This is a genomic window from Aquibacillus saliphilus, assembly GCF_020404745.1.
In the GTDB taxonomy this organism is placed as follows: Bacteria; Bacillota; Bacilli; order Bacillales; family Amphibacillaceae; genus Aquibacillus; species Aquibacillus saliphilus.
On sequence record NZ_JAIZAP010000016.1, the window covers coordinates 66037 to 83780 of the forward strand.

Annotated in this window: 11 protein-coding genes; 1 reads left to right on the top strand and 10 read right to left on the bottom strand. The window is 36.5% G+C overall.

All coding sequences use genetic code 11. From position 1 onward, the window contains the following. Positions 1–47: 47 nt before the first annotated feature. The 4 genes from LD272_RS15565 to LD272_RS15580 form a co-directional block, all read right to left on the bottom strand. Complete coding sequence (locus LD272_RS15565) at positions 48–2633, bottom strand: ABC transporter permease (RefSeq protein ID WP_226037547.1); 2586 nt, start codon at positions 2631–2633, stop codon at positions 48–50. Then, on the bottom strand, positions 2630–3313 hold the full coding sequence (locus LD272_RS15570) for an ABC transporter ATP-binding protein (protein WP_226037548.1): 684 nt from the start codon (positions 3311–3313) through the stop codon (positions 2630–2632). The genes LD272_RS15565 and LD272_RS15570 overlap by 4 nt, the downstream gene beginning before the upstream one ends. 96 nt (positions 3314–3409) lie before the next feature. Further along, complete coding sequence (locus LD272_RS15575; RefSeq protein WP_226037586.1) at positions 3410–4414, bottom strand: sensor histidine kinase; 1005 nt, start codon at positions 4412–4414, stop codon at positions 3410–3412. 1 nt (position 4415) lies between these two features. Beyond that, the gene (locus LD272_RS15580) at positions 4416–5099 is read right to left on the bottom strand and encodes a response regulator transcription factor (RefSeq protein ID WP_226037549.1); all 684 of its coding nucleotides are present in this window, start codon (positions 5097–5099) and stop codon (positions 4416–4418) included. Between the two features lie 301 nt (positions 5100–5400). On the opposite strand from LD272_RS15580, the gene LD272_RS15585 reads away from it, so the two are divergent. Next, complete coding sequence (locus tag LD272_RS15585) at positions 5401–6801, top strand: DUF2254 domain-containing protein (protein ID WP_226037550.1); 1401 nt, start codon at positions 5401–5403, stop codon at positions 6799–6801. A 216-nt stretch (positions 6802–7017) separates the two neighbouring features. Here the strand turns inward: LD272_RS15585 and LD272_RS15590 are convergent, their stop codons facing one another. The 6 genes from LD272_RS15590 to LD272_RS15615 form a co-directional block, all read right to left on the bottom strand. Then, complete coding sequence (locus LD272_RS15590) at positions 7018–9267, bottom strand: sensor domain-containing protein (RefSeq protein ID WP_226037551.1); 2250 nt, start codon at positions 9265–9267, stop codon at positions 7018–7020. Between the two features lie 323 nt (positions 9268–9590). Further along, positions 9591–12413 carry a VWA domain-containing protein gene (locus LD272_RS15595; RefSeq protein ID WP_226037552.1) on the bottom strand — a complete coding sequence of 941 codons (2823 nt, stop codon included), beginning with the start codon at positions 12411–12413 and terminating at the stop codon, positions 9591–9593. Further along, the gene (locus tag LD272_RS15600; protein ID WP_226037553.1) at positions 12394–14223 is read right to left on the bottom strand and encodes a vWA domain-containing protein; all 1830 of its coding nucleotides are present in this window, start codon (positions 14221–14223) and stop codon (positions 12394–12396) included. The genes LD272_RS15595 and LD272_RS15600 overlap by 20 nt, the downstream gene beginning before the upstream one ends. Before the next feature lie 4 nt (positions 14224–14227). Continuing rightward, entirely contained in the window at positions 14228–15103 is an 876-nt protein-coding gene (locus tag LD272_RS15605) for a DUF58 domain-containing protein (protein WP_226037554.1), read from the bottom strand. A gap of 11 nt (positions 15104–15114) precedes the next feature. Further along, positions 15115–16113 carry an AAA family ATPase gene (locus LD272_RS15610; protein WP_439647404.1) on the bottom strand — a complete coding sequence of 333 codons (999 nt, stop codon included), beginning with the start codon at positions 16111–16113 and terminating at the stop codon, positions 15115–15117. Further along, positions 16109–17743, bottom strand: coding sequence for a DUF8809 domain-containing protein (locus tag LD272_RS15615; RefSeq protein WP_226037556.1), 1635 nt, complete (start codon positions 17741–17743; stop codon positions 16109–16111). Before LD272_RS15615 ends, LD272_RS15610 begins: the two co-directional genes overlap by 5 nt. Position 17744: the final 1 nt, after the last annotated feature.

The following is a 17744-nucleotide window of genomic DNA, read 5'->3' on the forward strand; positions in this document are numbered from 1 at the left end:
GTAGTAATTCATCTTTTAAATTGGACTTTGGAAGTCTCGTTCATCATCTATATGTTTTCCTGCTTTAGTGCATCAATAATGTTTTCCTTTTTAATCTTTTGTATTGAATATAACATTGCTGATCCCACAATGATAAAAATTGCGACAATCACGTAGATAATATTAAGCCATGGCAGCGTGAAATCATACTCAAAACTGTTCATCATCGACCTGTATATCAAATACATCACTGCTACACTAAGCGGTAGTCCGTAAAAAAGCGATTTTATCCCATAAAATGCACTTTCATAATTCATCATTTTGTTAAACCCTTTTGGGGTCATTCCAACTGATTTAAGCATCGCGAATTCACGTTTTCTAAGCGATATACTCGTTGAAATTGTATTAAATATATTTGCAATTGATATTGCTGTAATTAACACAATAAATCCGTAAGTAAAAACGGACATTAATAGAATTAGTTGTTCTTCCTGCTGTCGACGTTGAAAGACATTATACACATGTAAATTATTTCCTTGTAGACTTTCAATTTCTTGTTGTGTTGCCAGTGGATCATCACTTTTCAGATAAAGAAATGAGCTAACCTCTGAACTATAGTCATCTAGGACGAAACGATCAAGGGTTTTTTCAGAAACGATGACAGTTAAGTCACTCGGTCCGCTACCTGCGCTAATTCCCATCGGAGCAGCATCTGTAAGTGCAGCAATTGTGACTTCGTTGATATACGTTTCTTCCCCTGTTTGCCAATCCCTGCGGAACATAGTAATACTTTGACCTATTTCAGCATTGATTGATTTTGTTTCGACAAATTTCCTTGTCTCATCTTGATATGAAACTGTATCAATCATAATTGCCGATGGATTGTCTGGATCTTGTAGTTGTTCTATGTCCGTACCAATTGCTTCAGCATAAGCAGTTAACCTCTCATTATTCAATCCATATACAGTTAGATAATAAGAATATTTTCCATCTTCAAGTAGGCTTCTATCCTCTTCCACAATCTCTTGTGCTTTATCACCGATTGCTGCTTCCTCAATCCAGGTATTAAGGTTTATCTGTTTGTTAGAACTGTACTCTGTGACATTATCTAGACTAGATATTGTTTTTATCACATCTTCTTCTAGATTCTCACCCATTACTTGAATATCGTAATCTATCTTGTTTTGTGTAAGCTCTAGTGATTTTTGTAAATTGTCAGTAAAAAAGGCTACTACTAAGAAAAGAACAATGCTGATCACTAGAGAAAACACAGTCACTTGGTACCTTCGTTTATTTCTTTTCAAATTTTTCAAACCTATCTCGCCTTCAATTCCATAGACTTTGCGGATAAGCTTGGATGTTTTTACTGCTTTACCGGTTAGCTTCACATCTTCTGTTTGGCGAATAGCATCAATTGCTGAAATCCTTGATGCCTTTCTCGCTGGTACATAGGTTGAAATGAAAATGGTTATTATTGCAACACCACAAGTTAAAACGATAGAAAGCGGTGTAACAGTCAGCATTAATTTCTCACTTAGTCCTAATGCGCCTTCGAGTAATGTATTAATAAACCAGAAGGTAGTACCAATTCCAACAAGTCCAAAAATAATTCCGAGTGGGATACTGATTAATCCGATTACCATTCCCTCAAAAAACACTGAGTTCCTCTTTTGTCTTTTCGTCGCGCCTACACTTGAGAGCATACCTAAATGACGCGAACGTTCCGATACACTAATTGCGAATGCATTGTAAATTAATGAAACAGAACCAATAATAATGACCGCCATAATAATTGCCGTTAAAGAAAACAACGTAGCTTGTAATTGATCATCATCTGTAACACCATAGTATCGTAGTAAGTCATTATTAAAGGAAACTGACTTTATTTGGTTTTGTTCTTTTATTTCTTCTGCATGATCAAATAAAGAACCATTTACCTTTTCTAATACTACCGATGCATTTACTCGATTGTCTGCACCAATCATACTTTCGTCCAAATAAGAAATTGCCGTGTATCCTGGTGCCCATGTCGGTTCAAACGTTGGCCTTTCAATAAAACCAACAACCGTGTAATTAACAGTTGTTTGATTATCTAATGTTTCAATAACTTTCTCTTTTTCCATTTGTAACGAATCGTTCTGACCAAAAGGATCGGTGTTACCTTCCTTCAAGACACGTTCACCAATATCAAGAGTAAGTTGATCACCAATCTGATACTCCACATTGGCACCTGTTTCAACATGCTCAGAAACAACAATTTCTGTGTTTGATTGAGGAAGTCGCCCCTCAGTCAATTTTATTGGAAACTGTAAAAATCCTTGTACATTATACTCTTTAATAAATAAATATGGCTTATTTTCGTTTTCAGCACCTTCCAAATGAGCATAGCCACGATTTCTTGAAATAACTACACTCTCAGTTGCTTCGTCACTTTCAATTTCTTCAAGCTGCTCTTTGTTGACATCCTTGTACAGAACATGCCATTCTCCTTCATCTGCAATTGTTTGCCTTTGCAATAAATCCATAAAAGATACAGAAAGCGTTGCAACTGCTGTTAGCATAGCAACCGAAATAATGACACCAATAATTGTAACAATTGTTCGTTTTTTATTTTGTTTCAAATGCCTTATCGTAAGTTTATTTATGATATTCACGGACGGACCACCTCATCCTTAGCAATCCCTCCGTCTTCAATTGAAATAACACGATCCGCCTGCAGTGCAATTCGCTCATCATGAGTAATCACTACTAAGGTTTGATTAAACGTTTTGTTAAACATTTTTAATAAGTCCATAATTTCGTTACTGTTCTTACTATCTAAATTACCCGTTGGCTCATCCGCTAGCATAATCGCAGGATTACTAATTAATGCTCTACCAATTGAAACTCGTTGCTGTTGTCCACCAGATAATTGATTGGGAAGGTGACTTAAGCGATTTTGTAGATTTAAAGTAGTTACGATCTCATTTAACTGCTGTTTATCCACCTTGTGTTCATCAAGTAACATTGGTAGGGTGATGTTTTCTTCCACCGTTAAGATAGGAATTAGGTTATAAAATTGATAAATCAAGCCAATTTGTCTACGTCTAAAAATTGCCAACTGTGTTTCATTAAGCTTATATATGTCCGTGTTATCAACGAGAACTTTTCCACTAGATGGTTTATCAACACCACCAAGCATATGAAGAAGTGTTGATTTACCTGAACCAGATGGACCGATAATGGCGACAAACTCACCTTTTTTAACGGAAAAAGATACATCATCTAATGCTTTTACTGCTGTTTCACCTTTTCCATACACTTTAGACAGATTTTCTATTTTTAAAATATCCATGGTATAAAAACCTCCTGAATTTGATTCTGAGTTCAGTATAGCTGCCTAAAATGACTTCCTGGTGACTCTAAAATGACAATTTAGTCACTTAGAGATTTAAATAGTGTGTTTGTAGAACTTAATCCGAAATTGTGTGCCTTTACCTTCAACACTTTCTACTTGGATATCTCCATTTTGACTGGTGATAATACTATAAGCCATCGCAAGCCCAATCCCGATACTCTCCTCGCCGGCATTCTTGCCTTTATAAAAACGTTTAAATATATAAGGAATATCTTCTTTAAGGATTCCTGTTCCATCATCTTTAATGACAATTTCTGTGAATAACGTATTTTCTGAAAAAGTAAGGCTGATTACTCCGCCTTCCTGCGTGTGCTCGACGCAGTTTTTTAGAATATTAACCATTGCCTCAACAGTCCAATTGAAATCACCATAAAAAGATACCGTATCATGTCCTTTTATCTCAACTGTTTGTTGCTTTATATCAATTGGAATGGAAATAGGCTCTATCGATTTTCGGATCATGTCTTTGACAACAACTGTATCTTGTTTGAATTGGATAGTTCCAGCGTCAATTTTCGACAGTTTTAATAATGAAGAAACTAGCCAATCAATCCGTTCCAATTGAATCCTTATGTTTTTTGTGAATTCGGTTCTCTTTGTTTCATTTAGTTTGGCATCACTCAGTAAATCAGCCATCACCACCATCGAAGTGAGCGGTGTTTTAAGCTGATGAGATATATCAGAAATTGCATCAGTAAGCTGAATCTTATCTTGTTGTAAATTTACTCCTTGCTCTGACAACATTAATGTCACTTTGTAAATATCATTTTTCAAAATACTAAGCTCACCTTCGTGATTGTCACGAACATCAAGCGAAAAATCACCGCTACTAATTTTTCTCAGATAGCTCGAAAGTTTTTCAATTTCTTTGTATCTCCAGCGCGTAAATAATATGCTTGTACCTATCAACAAAACAGCAGTAATAAAAATAAATAGTGCAGACATGAATGAGAAATAAAACCATACTAATCCAATCGAAACTAGACTGATTGAGCACATCACAAGTAATAAATACTGGACTTCCCGGTTACGTAACAGATTAATCACCCACCTTATAGCCAAAACCACGAACAGTTTTGATGATCACTGGTTGTTGTGGATCATCCTCTAATTTTTCTCGTAACCTTTTTATGTAAACAGTGAGTGTATTATCATTAACGAAGTCCCCTGCCACATCCCAAATCCTCTCTAGAAGCTGGTTTCTCGTTAAAACTTGACCAATATGATTAGCAAAAATCAACAATAATCGGTACTCTAATGCAGTTAGTAATACTTCTTCACCGTATTTGTAAACTTTACCTTCTAATGTATTAACTCGAATACTTTCAATGTCAATTACAGTTTTTGTGACAGCTTGTTTATGATATCTGCGCAAGACAGATTTAATCCTTGAAAGTAGTTCGCGAATTCGAAAAGGCTTTGTTATATAATCATCAGCTCCCATGTCTAGCCCCATCACGACATTGACCTCATCATCAAATGCCGTTAAAAAAATAACAGGAATGTCGCTGCCATCTTTTACGAAACGGCACAGGTCATATCCACTTCCATCAGGCAGTGATAAATCAAATAAACAGATGTCAATTTGATCTAATTGCTCAGAAAGTACCTTTTTTGCTGATTCAACATTGTAACAGACAATCGTAGAAAATTGATCTTGCTGCAGTGAATAGTCAAGGCCTGATGCAATCGTTTTATCATCTTCCACTAGTAAAATTTTCATGCTATCCTCACTCCTAATTTAAAACAGTGTACGAAATAATTTATATCATTTTAATAAAGTGCATTGACATCTCTTATTATTTATCGAGTCGAATGTATTAAGTTAAATCTAACATTAAAACCCCATTTTTCACACTTATATTTCATTACGAAAATTTAGTAAGAATCAAATAACTCTGCACAGCTAATCACACAAGTTAGCCACAAATAACTAGTAAATACGCTATTTAGTACTAGATGTTAGATAATTTGAAAATGAGGGAATGGAAGGACACAGAAAACTTAAGATAGGATGTGATTGAATGAACACTATAAAGAGATTTCCTTCAACGATTAAAAAATTTAAGAATATGTCAAAAAGAGAAAGAACACATCTAATTTATTCAAACATTTTAGTAAGACCCACTCTTTATGCATTATCATCTTTTCTTTTATTTTTTGTAACAATATGGGCAGACTTAAAAATGGAACTTGGCAGCGAAATATTACCTGTATTCACATCAGATTACCAATTAACAAAAACCATTTTAAGTACACTTACAGGAGGACTATTGTCTTTAACTTCCTTTACCTTTTATGGAGTCTTGACAGCCTTAACTACTTTTTCGGGTCAATATTCACCAAGAATACTGAAAAATTTCATGATGACCAAGGTTACACAGCGCACATTAAGTATTTTTAATGGAAGCTTTATTTATGTACTACTATGCTTGTTATTTCTAAACAACGAAGAAACCTTATCCTATTTTTTTATTCCTACAACTGCTACTTTACTTGCAGCTTTATCGCTTGCTTCATTCGCCATATTCATCAATCATATTGTTACATGGCTTCAAGTCGCACATATGACAGGTGATATGAAATGGGAATCAATAAGAATCATCGAAAAGTCAATGCTTACTGAACTAGATCCTTACAAAGTAGAAAACGAGGAATCAGTCAAAAACCAAGTTCCAGAAAATCAGGGCCATCAAGTTATGAGTAATAATTCTGGTTATTTACAAACGATTAATTTTGATAAATTGATGGAAGAGGCATTAGAAGATGATCTCATTATTAAATTAGAGTACAAGGTCGGAAATTTTGTTTTTGGCTCAACACCTCTAATAACTTACTGGAAAAATAATAACATTGCGATTGATGAAAATAAATATAAAGATATGCTTCACATTGGAAAAAGTCAAACAGAAATTCAAGACATTGAATTTAGTATAAATAAATTCGTTGAGATTACCATTCGATCATTGGGAAATCATGATCCTAAAACTGCTTCTGGGACACTTTATGAAATTGGTGACTTACTTATAAATATATCTAAAAAGGTAAAATTCACACCATATTTAACAGATGAAAGTTATAATCTACGACTTATTATACAAAACTATACGTTTGAAGATTATTTGTATATTGGATTTGCTTCTATTCGGCACTATGCAAGAGATAATGTAATCGTTACTGTTGAACTCTTAAAAGTTCTGGATGCGATAGCACAAGGAATACATAGCCGGGATCACCAGCCAGTTTGGGACTTTGTAGAATATGTGGCCAGTGGATTCGAATATGAATATATGCATGATTTGGATAGAAAAAGATATTATAAAGCACTTAATAATATCGCCGAAACTACCGGAAATAATCAAGCCTATCACAAACTAATAAAACGGTATCATAATGAGCTGAATAATAATTCAGTACTAAAATAAGATATTTAGCCAAGTCTAAATTCAACATTTCTATTTCAACTTACCTTGACTTCATAATTACCTTGTCCAAAAAAATTGTCATCCACATATAGTTCGGGAACCATGTACCCAACTATATGTGAATGATAACTTTCAAAAATTAGTAATATGAAATTGACTTACCTTACTTAAACATAACGACTGCCACTTCAAGGCAATCGTTGGTAGAAACTATTTTTATAACCGATTATTGTTTACTAACTTTTCTAATTCATTTGGCGGAAGGGGTGGACTATAATAATATCCCTGGCCAAACTGACAACCAATGTTAATTAAAAAATCAGCTTGTTGCTTTTCCTCTATTCCTTCGGCAATCAATTCAAATCGAAGGCTTTCACCCATCTCGAGCATTGTTTTAACCAAAGATGCAGTATTTGCATTGCTAATAATGTCATTGACAAAGGATTTATCAATTTTGACAAAATCAATAGGGAGCTTGCTTAAAACACTTAATGATGAATAACCGATACCAAAGTCATCAATTGATATCTTTACTCCTAGTAGATTCAACTCATCAATGATAACAGAGGATTGGTTGATGTTTTGCATAACACTTTCTGTTATTTCTAGTCCTAGATATTCAGGTGATAATTGATATTTAGATAGGGCTTGATTTACAATTTGAACAAAGTCTCTATCTTCAAATTGTATAGCAGAGATATTGACGGCTACTTTTATTTGAATGCCTGATTCCTGCCATCGTTTATTTTGTTTACATGCTTCATTAAGGATCCATTTCCCTAAAGAAACAATTAGACCACTTTCTTCCACAATCGGTATAAATTCAGTAGGAGAGATTATTCCCAGTTCAGGATGTTTCCAACGTACTAAAGCTTCCACCGCATAAATTCTCTCTGTTTTCAATTCTAGTTTTGGCTGGTACTCAAGGTAAAACTGATTATTTTTTATTCCGTGTAGTATATCATGCTCCAATTTAATTTTCCGATCAAGTATATCTCCTTCGTGACTGAAAAATTGGTAGTTGTTCTTCCCTCGTTTTTTAGCTAAATACATAGCCATGTCGGCTTTTGAGTTCATCGTCTCTATGTCTTGTCCATCGATTGGGAATAAGCTAATTCCTATACTAGGAGAGGTATGAAATTCCTTATTTTCTATCAGAAATGATGTTGAGAAAGTCTCAATAATTCGATCTGAAATTTCACGAACAATTAATTCGTCAATATCTTCCAATAAAACAGCAAATTCATCACCGCCTTGACGTGATACCAAATCTCCTTTTCGAACACTTGCAAGTAGTCTAGCTGCTACTTGTTTTAGTAAGTCATCACCAGCTGCATGCCCCATCAAATCATTAATGAATTTAAATCGATCTAAGTCAATCAACATAACCGCTAATTGTTGATTATTCTTGCTGCTACGTGCCATAGCCCTTTTCAAGTTCTCATTATACATATGACGATTGGGTAAACCTGTAAGTGCGTCATGATAAGCCATATAGTTAATCTTCTTTTGATATTCTTTCTTGGCAGTTACATCGCTAGCTACGACTAGAATCGCTGGTTCACCATCATGAATTATTTTTCTACCTGTCATTTCTAGATAAATAGATTCACCATCAGGTCTAACAATCTTATACGCTGTATCTCCGGTATATTCTGTATCTTCGGTTGCATTTTCATTTTCATAAATTTCTCGATTGCGACGAATTACCTTTTCTAAAGATGAAGAATGAATAAATTCAAATGCTGATTTACCCATTAACTCCGAAACATTTAAACCCAAAAGTTTTGTTGTGGCAGGGTTTACATAGACAAATTCATCATGCTGATAAATAAAGATCATATTCGGTGATACTTCCACTACATTACGATAACGGCTTTCACTTTCTTGTAACATGAGTTCTGCCTTTTTCCTTTTAGAAATATCTACAACAACACCGTTTAATTTAACAACTTCTTTATAATCTTTACCGAATATAGGGTTTCCTGACATCTGGACCCAAAATAACTCGCCCTTTTTATTAACAAAACGTAATTCAACGCTATCAGAATCGCCCGATAAAATGCGCTTATAAAAATCATTTCCTTTTTGAGTATCATCTGGATGGATAATTTTCAGCCAAAGTGAATAATCATCGAAAAATTGTTCAACAGCATATCCAACCATTTTTTCAATACCCTTTGAAACGTATATTTTTTGATTTATTAAATCGTTTGACCAAATGGTAGCATCGACGCTATCAAAGATTTGCTGTAGATCTTCTTTATTATTTAAGGATTGTTTATAATAAAACTTAGCCTTATCATATTGACCTCCAAACGTCCAAGAAATACCGATTGCAACGATAGCAATAAAAAGACCAGTATAAAAGTATGTTAAACTGGCTTCAGTATAAGCTAACTCTAAAAGCCATATCGATATTATTAAAGTCGATACTGTTGTACTTATCCTTCCGACATAATTCATAAATACCCCTTTTTATCTATTAACTATTCTACACAGATACTGTACATGATTTTGTATAGTAACTTTGAATAAAACTTGTTAATTAAATTCTACAATTTACAGCAATTCTTTACTAATTCTATCATAAAGTAATATACCATTCAGTAGGATTTCAATCAAAAATACTCGATAGAAACTAAAGTCTATCAAATGTTAACATTCGATAAACTTTAGTAATCAGGAAACTATAAAGTGTTGTCATTTGTATAACTATTGATAGGATTGTGCCACGTCAGCTCTGGCAACTTTCGCTTATGTTCTGGTAATTGAGATACCAAATCAGATTATGATTTTGGTCCTCGTTTTTTCGCATTCAGTAAGCGCGCTATTCGTTCTTCTCTAGTCTCAGTCCTATTAGTCTGACTAGGCCTGTCGCTTCTAACCGTTTTATTTTTCTGTAACAACGGAGTCTCCTCTTTGTTTGGTTGTTTTTTAATAGCAGGTTTCGTCTCTTTTGTTTGCACACTAGGTTTTTTCGTCGCTGTCTGCTTCAATTGTTTAATTTGTCTGGACCTTTTTTCAGTAGCTTCACTTACTTTTGCCTGACTACTTTTAAAACTCGAGCTTACTTTATTAACAAAAGCAAAACTAATTCGGAACCTTCTCACCGCAACATCGATTAGAAATAAAAGCAGTGCCAATGATAATAGTAGATAAAACAAATCTTTTATATCATACCGTGGTGGCATTGCCTCCGTATTGAACACTTCATCCAAGTTGTCAATTACCTCTCCACCACCAGCTGTTGCTATCTCTTCAATCAGTTGATGATTAGCAGGTACAAATGCAAATTCCTGTGAATATGGAACAACGATTCCTGTCTTGAATGAGCTGATTACTTCTTCATTTTGTTGTTCTGTAATTTGCAAAAAGTAAACACCGGGTTCATTTGCTTCAAACGAACCTTGATACTCACCTGGAGCTTTTGGTTGTAAATGGAGATTGACTTCTTCCCCTTTTTCACTTACAAGACTTGCGTTTAAACTCGATGATTGATAATCTGCTGCAGTTACGTCAAGTGTGACGTTGTTTCCCTCTATTTGCTTAGCTATTTCATACGTTTTCTTTTGATACTGTGGAAAAGTCCAGGTGACAATGTCATTCCACAGTGGTGACCAATTTGTCCACTTCGGAAAGTTACCAGACCATTCACCAGACAAATCAGATGTCCATGCAACTGTTTTTCCTAGACCATATTGCCAACGAGCAAGTACGGGATCATCTTTTTCACTTGTTAATACTTGTTGTGCCCGCCCTTTAGGATTTGTTGCAATATATGCATTCATCTCTGGAACACCACTGTCAAAATGGCTTCCCCACTGATCACTAACAATGTTTGGAAAAAACGAATCATCCTCAATATACGTTCTAGTTATTAATGCCGTTTCTCTAGATAAAATCGTTGGGATAGTGGAGTCGTTTTGCACTTGGTAGAAACGGCCACCACCTAACTCAGCCATTTCTTCTAACAGTGGACCATCAGATTCAATTCCAATCGCTACTGTTGATAAAGTTATCCCATTCTCTCGCGCTTCTTCAATCATTTGTCGATAATTGATTGTTGTCGCTGACTGACCATCTGTTAACAAAATGATATGCTTACGCTTTAACTCTAACGGCTCCATTTGGGCATAAGCATTTCTTGTTGGTGTAAATATATCCGTTCCGCCACTAGCTGTTATCGAACGAATTTTAGATAATACTGCTTCCTTGTCATTAATTGGGCCGAGTTCAACCACCTGCCAAGGAGTAGAATCAAAGGCAATTACCCCAAGGTTATCTTTTTCTCTAAGTAGCTCAATTGATCTCGCTGCCGCCTCACGGGCAAGTTCAATTTTACTTCCCATCATGCTACCCGATTTATCAAGAACGATCGATAACCCGAGTGAAGGCAGTTCCTTTTTACCTTTTATATCCATATCAACTGGTAACAACTGTTCTATTGGTGTTTTAAAATAACCACCAACACCAAACGATTGATCTCCACCTGTCATGATAAAACCAACACCAAAATCCTTTACCGCTTTTTCTATTAATTCCATTTGCTGTCCTGTCAACATATGTGCCGACACGTTACTAAAAACAATCGAATCATACTTTAAGTAACTGCTTAATTGCCCAGGCAATAATTGAGGTGCTATCGTATTTATCTGAACCAAAGAAGCATTTAGTGATTCTTCTAAGTTGGCTGCTTCACCATTTTCTCCTTCAACAATTAAAACGTGTGGTAGACCTTTCGTCTCAGCAAATGCAGATAACTGATTATTTTCAATCACTTGGTCTTGTTCGCTAACGATTTCTGCCTTAAACGTATGAAATCCATCAGTAGAAACTAAATGGTTAAAAGCAAATAGATTCGACCCTTTATTAATAGCAATCGTTTGATCGATAATCGTTTCTCCATCCTGCATAATTCGAACCTGGCTGGTTGTATCGATACTACTGTCTACTGTCATCGAAAGGTTTGCTTGTTCACCTAAATAAATAGTTTCTGGTACATCAAAAGTGGAGAGTGCAACATCATCCTTGTACACCGGTGAAAATGGAGCAACATCAACCAGATAGCCTTGTCTTTTTAAATAACTAGCTTGCCTGATGGCATCACCAATGTTTTCATTGCCATCTGTCATTAACACCACTCGGCCTTTGTCATCTGCTGAAAATAATCCTCCAGCCAGCTGTAGCCCAGAAGCAAGGTTCGTATAGGAATGGTTTACTTCGGTTTGAAACGACTGAATACCATCGTTTTGATCAGATAATGGACTTTCGACTACTGCTTCTTGTCCTGTAGACACAACACCTGCTTGGTCTTTTGGTCCTTTATCATTGATCGCAACATTTATTTGTTCGAGTGCGGTTTGTTCATGTTCAACCATGCTATGGGAGCGGTCAACAACAAAAGTAGTAGCCATATCTTTGATTGGCCAAAGTATTTGCACACCTGCCAAAGCTACAATGATCAAAGTGAAAATAATTGTCCGAATAAAAATCAGCACTATTTTTCTGCCACCAGCTAACAAGGTATTAGCTCTCCAGTATAAAAAAAGAACGACAACCATTGGAATTAACGCAACTAGCCATAAGGGATTATCGACTTGAAATGCCACGTCGATACACCTCCCATTCAAGAAACAATAGTAATAATGCTAGACTTGCAAAGATACGCCATACTTCTTTTTTAGCTAGTTGTGTACCACTCTCTTCTTGTCCTTCTACATCCACTGAAAAAGAATTGATAGATGTAGCTGTTCGTTCCACGTTATCTAACTGAACAACTAGATAGCGAAACGACGATCCATTCGCTGATTTCTCATGTAGTTGATAGATTCCTGGGTGCCTTGGTACAGTTAAATCTGATTCACTTAAATGAATATCTTTTAGATCATCACCGTTTAACTCTTCTATAACCGCTCCCTCTGTCATTGTTGATAATTGAATTGTTGCCGTTTCAAGTGGGTGATAATATCCCAGTGACTCCCCGTCTCCAGCTAAATCTGCAATACTATTGACTAGTAATATTGGAAATCCTGGTTGAAGTGGCCAGTCTGAATCAAATAGATCAAAAGCAAGCAGAATCATTGGATCATTTTCGAACATCCCTTTTGCAATAATAATCTGGTCCTCACTCTTTACAAGTGGCTGTAGTCCTTGCCAATTATCAACTTGATAGGCCTGTTCTAAATAAACATTCTCAAAATCCGAAAACGCTAAAACCGGATGATCACTCGCCTCTTTTAATGGATAGTTTAATTGGACTTTCTCCCCGACTTGAAAGGGGCCTCCGCTAGAGGGGGAGATAATTAGTTTAGCGCCGGGTGGCCAATGCTTGTTTTCAACGCCTGATAATAGATAGACTGCTTCTTCCTCCTCAGGAAAAGAATAGTTTCCACTATCATCTGTTGGAACAGTTGTCACCTTTATGCCAGCTGACAAAATTGCCTTTTCGATAAAGGGATTTACATCACCTGCTAAATAAATAGACGGTGCCTCTTGTTTTGGCAACAAGGCATGCATGACATTATCTAAATTATAGGCATCGTCACCTACTAGCTTCACCTGATAATAATCATGGATAGGTAAATTTTTAACATTAATCGTTTTTTGTTCGTTGGCCGCTACACCTTCTGTTACCTGCTCCAGTTCATTTTCATCATTACTTATCGATAACACAATATCGATAGCATCAGATGATTCATTTTTCACTGTTACAATCGCTTGTACTAGGTTTTCAGACCTTTTAACACCAAACGTTTGGATAGATATATTTTCTTTTGATGCTGACATGTTTCGGACAACGACCGGAATTGAAATATTCAGTGCTGTTACACTTTCTTCATCTAAATCATCTGTAAAAATATGAATCTCACCTTGTTCGTGTTGAATCAAGGATTGTGCCAATCTGATACTATCGGTTACATTTTGATGCTGATAAGAGATTTGCAATTCTTTTATCTGTTCTATAACTTCACTATGATTTGTCTGATTGGTAGCTAGTAACACAGGGGCCTCTTGTGCATGGATAACACTAACCTTATGCCCATTACCTAATTGATCAATTAATTGGACTGCTTGTTGTTTCGCTTTAGTGAATCTTGTCGTTCCGTTTTCTTCTGCAGTCATTGTCGCCGATGAGTCGATAACAATGACCAAATGATCTCCATTTACCTCTTCACCGACAAAGAATGGCCTAGCTAATGCGAGAATTAGCAACAATAAGATTAGTAATTGGAGAAGTAATAGTAAATTTCTTTGTAATTTATGCCACCAACGGTCTGACTCCCATTCCCTTAGGGTACCTTCCCATAGATAAATAGAGGAAATTGTTTGTCTATCATATTGTTTCTTGAAAAAATAGAATAATAATAGAATTGGTATGGCGCCAAAAAACAAAAAAGAAATAGGTGCTAGAAACCCCATACCTTCACCTCCCAATCCATCCCTTACGTATGATCAAAGAAAATATTGTTTCTTCCAAACTATTAGAAGTAGGACAAATGATCATGTCCATTCCTCGCTTCCTGCAAAACGACTTCATCTTAGTTGTATGATTTTCAAATAAATGCTTGTAGTTTTCGATCACTTTTTTTGACATCGATACCTCGCGAAATTTAGCCGATTCAATATCAACAAGCTGTAAATCACCTAAATAGTCGGGATCAACTTCCTCTGGTAAAACGACTTGAATAAGCAATACTTGCTGATGTTTCGCCTGCATTTTTTTAATCGCCATAAACAAATCCTCTGGATCATCCAAAAAATCGCTAATTAATATATTAAGACTTCCTTGCCTACCTTGGTTTGCAACCTTAATTAATTGCTGACCGAATCGTTCTTTTCCATTTGTTAAGGAAGCTTGTTCAATAAAATCCATAACTTTATTCGTCATTGCCATCCCCTTTGTATATGGATAAGAACGAGAAGAAGACGCAACTGGTATAAAGCTCAATCGGTCCGAATTAGCTAATGCTAGAAAGCTAAAGGCTCCAGCTAGTTGCTTCGCTCGATTCCACTTAACACTCGTCACTCCCATTGACTTGGTACTGTCCAAATAGACCGAAACAGAAAGTTCCTGTTCATCTAAAAAACGTTTAATATAATACTTCTTTGTTCTTGCATATGTATTCCAGTCAATTTGTCTAAGGTCGTCACCTGGGCTATACAAACGGTAATCAGAAAACTCTAATGACGAGCCAAGTCTTTGTGATCGCCTTTCGCCCTTATGACCACCTCTAACAATTCTTTTTGAAACAAGTTTGAAATTAGTGAGTCGCTTAGATAGAACTGGTGATAGCAGCATAATTAATTAGCTCACGACCTTTCTTCTACTGACACAAGCAATTTTTTAATTAGTTGATCCTTCGAGATCTCTGCTGCTTCCCCTTCGAAATTTAAGAAAAGACGATGCCGAAGCACCGAATAGGATACCTTTTTAATATCACCGATTGACACATTATAACGTCCATCAAATAATGCGCGAACCTTAGCAATTGAAATTAAACTCTGCAGCCCTCTTGGTCCAGAACCATAGTGGACATAATTCTTTACATCATCTGTCGCATTTTCATCAGTTGGATGTGTTGCCATCGTGACATTTACTGCAAAGTCTAAGACTTTATCTGCCACTAGCAGGTGCTTAGCAATTTGTTGAACATGAACTACGAAGGAAGCATCAACAATATTTTTTAAGTCTTGAATATGTGAGCCTGTGGTCCTGATTGCGATTTCCTTTAATTCCTCACGCGTTGGGTAGGAGACATCAATCTTCATGATAAATCGGTCCATCTGCGCTTCTGGCAATGGATAAGTCCCCTCGAGTTCAATTGGGTTTTGGGTTGCAAGAACAAAAAATGGTTTCGGCAAGGTACGCCTCTCTCCCATCACTGTAACTTGTCGTTCCCCCATTGCCTCAAGCAACGCACTTTGGGTCTTCGGTGTAGCACGATTAATTTCATCCGCTAGGACAATATTTGAAAAAAGAGGGCCTTGATGAAACACAAATGATTGCCCTCCTTGTTCATTTGGTTGAATCATATTTGTTCCGGTAATATCTGTTGGCATTAAATCTGGTGTAAATTGTACGCGTGAGAACTGCAAGTCCATCACTTCAGAAATTTTTCGAACCAGCATTGTTTTACCCAGACCAGGAAGACCTTCTAATAAAACGTGTCCGCCCGCGAATATCCCCCACAATAGCTGCTCAATTACATCATTTTGCCCAACGATGAAGCGACTAATCTCTGTTTTGACAAGCTCGATTCGTTCCTTGATTTCTATCAATTCCTGTTCATTTAATGCTTCCAAGCTAATTCGCCTCCTCGTTTGGATTTATATTAGAAAAGTAACCCTTTATAATTTCTTGCAAGTGATCAGGATAATTGTTGCGTTCGATTGCCTGCCGATAACTTTTTTCATATTGTTGATAAACTTCATCGTAAGAACGAACTTCCCCTGGAAGAATCGGTGCATTCGGATCCATTTGTTGCTCGCTTGGACCCGTTCCTAATTCTCCTTTATCTATTTCTTGATTATCTGGACCGTTTAGCTTTTTAGGAACTGTGAGATTATGATTACCAGCACCGAGACTAGCTCCATTGCCACCGCTACCTGAACCAGTTCCTGTTCCAGACCCTCCACTGCCAGATCCAGACCCGGAGCCACTACCGGAGCCAGAACCGCTCCCAGTACCTGAGCCGCTTCCGGTACCAGAGCCACTTCCTGTACCTGACTTAGAACCCGCTCCCGACTGGCCTTGTTGGCCACTTTCACCTGATTGCTCACCATTTGTCGCCGTTCCCTCTGATGGTGTTGTTTCACCAGCAAATGCGAGAGAACTTGGTGCGCCGAGTCCAGCAGTCGTCATTTGCTGATTCAGACCCTGAGCTAGCTGCTGTAAATCATTCTGCGCGCCCGCGAGCTCTGAACCATTCTTAGCAGACTCCGCCAGGTCATTAATCTGATTTTCCATCTGAGACAATAATTGTTCGAGTTGTTCCTTTGATAATTCTCCTTCTGCTAAAGTTTTACTATCCAACCCCATCTGATTTGCTGCAGATTGCAATTGTTCCTGTAATGATTGTAATTGCTCTTCGGTTAGATTATCTAATTTTTCTTTAAGCGCATTCATTTTACTTTCTATTTGCAGTGGATCCCTTTGCTCGACTGCCTCAGCTAAACTGTTCAAACCTTTTTCCTGCATTTTTTTTGCTAAATCATTTAATTGATTTTGGCTATCTTCAGCTTGTTCTTTAAGTTCGTTTAATTGCTTTTCTGCTCGCATTAGGTCTTCTTTCATTTCTTCTGCCTTTTTTTCTTTGTTAACCTCTTCAAGTAGCTGTTCTAGTTTTTCATCTGCTTCTGTGCCTACTTTTTCTTTATGCTTTTCGGTAAGTTGTTCAATAAGCTCTTTGTTTTCTTTTACAATTTTTTGCTCTATTTCTTTTTCCTTGGCTAACTCAACCAGATCATTTGGAAAAATTACACTGAGGGAAGAAAGTAGTATCAGACCAATTGAAATAGCCAGCTTCTTCCACTGGAACCAACCAGATTTTTCTTGCTTAACCTGAGGTAAAACTTGCTTCATTTTAGTGAGTGTATCTTTTCGTTGCAGATTGGCAATATCCGACGTCTCATTTTTAAAATGAATAGCAGTCATGACCCGGTCATCTAACCCCTGTTGATCAAATTTTTGTGCAGCAGTTATATGGTTTGGTTTTTTGATAATAAAGTAACTAACAAAACCAACAATCACAAGTCCAACCGTTAACACGATTTTCGTGTCTAAATAAAGAATGACTACTAATCGACTAACACCAATCCAAGCAAGAGTGATCGTCACACAAGTCAAAAGAGCACGATAGAATAGGCGACATGCTTCTTGTAACCACAGTTTTCTTTTCACTTCATTTAATAATCGAAAAAACTGATCGAGTTGTTCCATC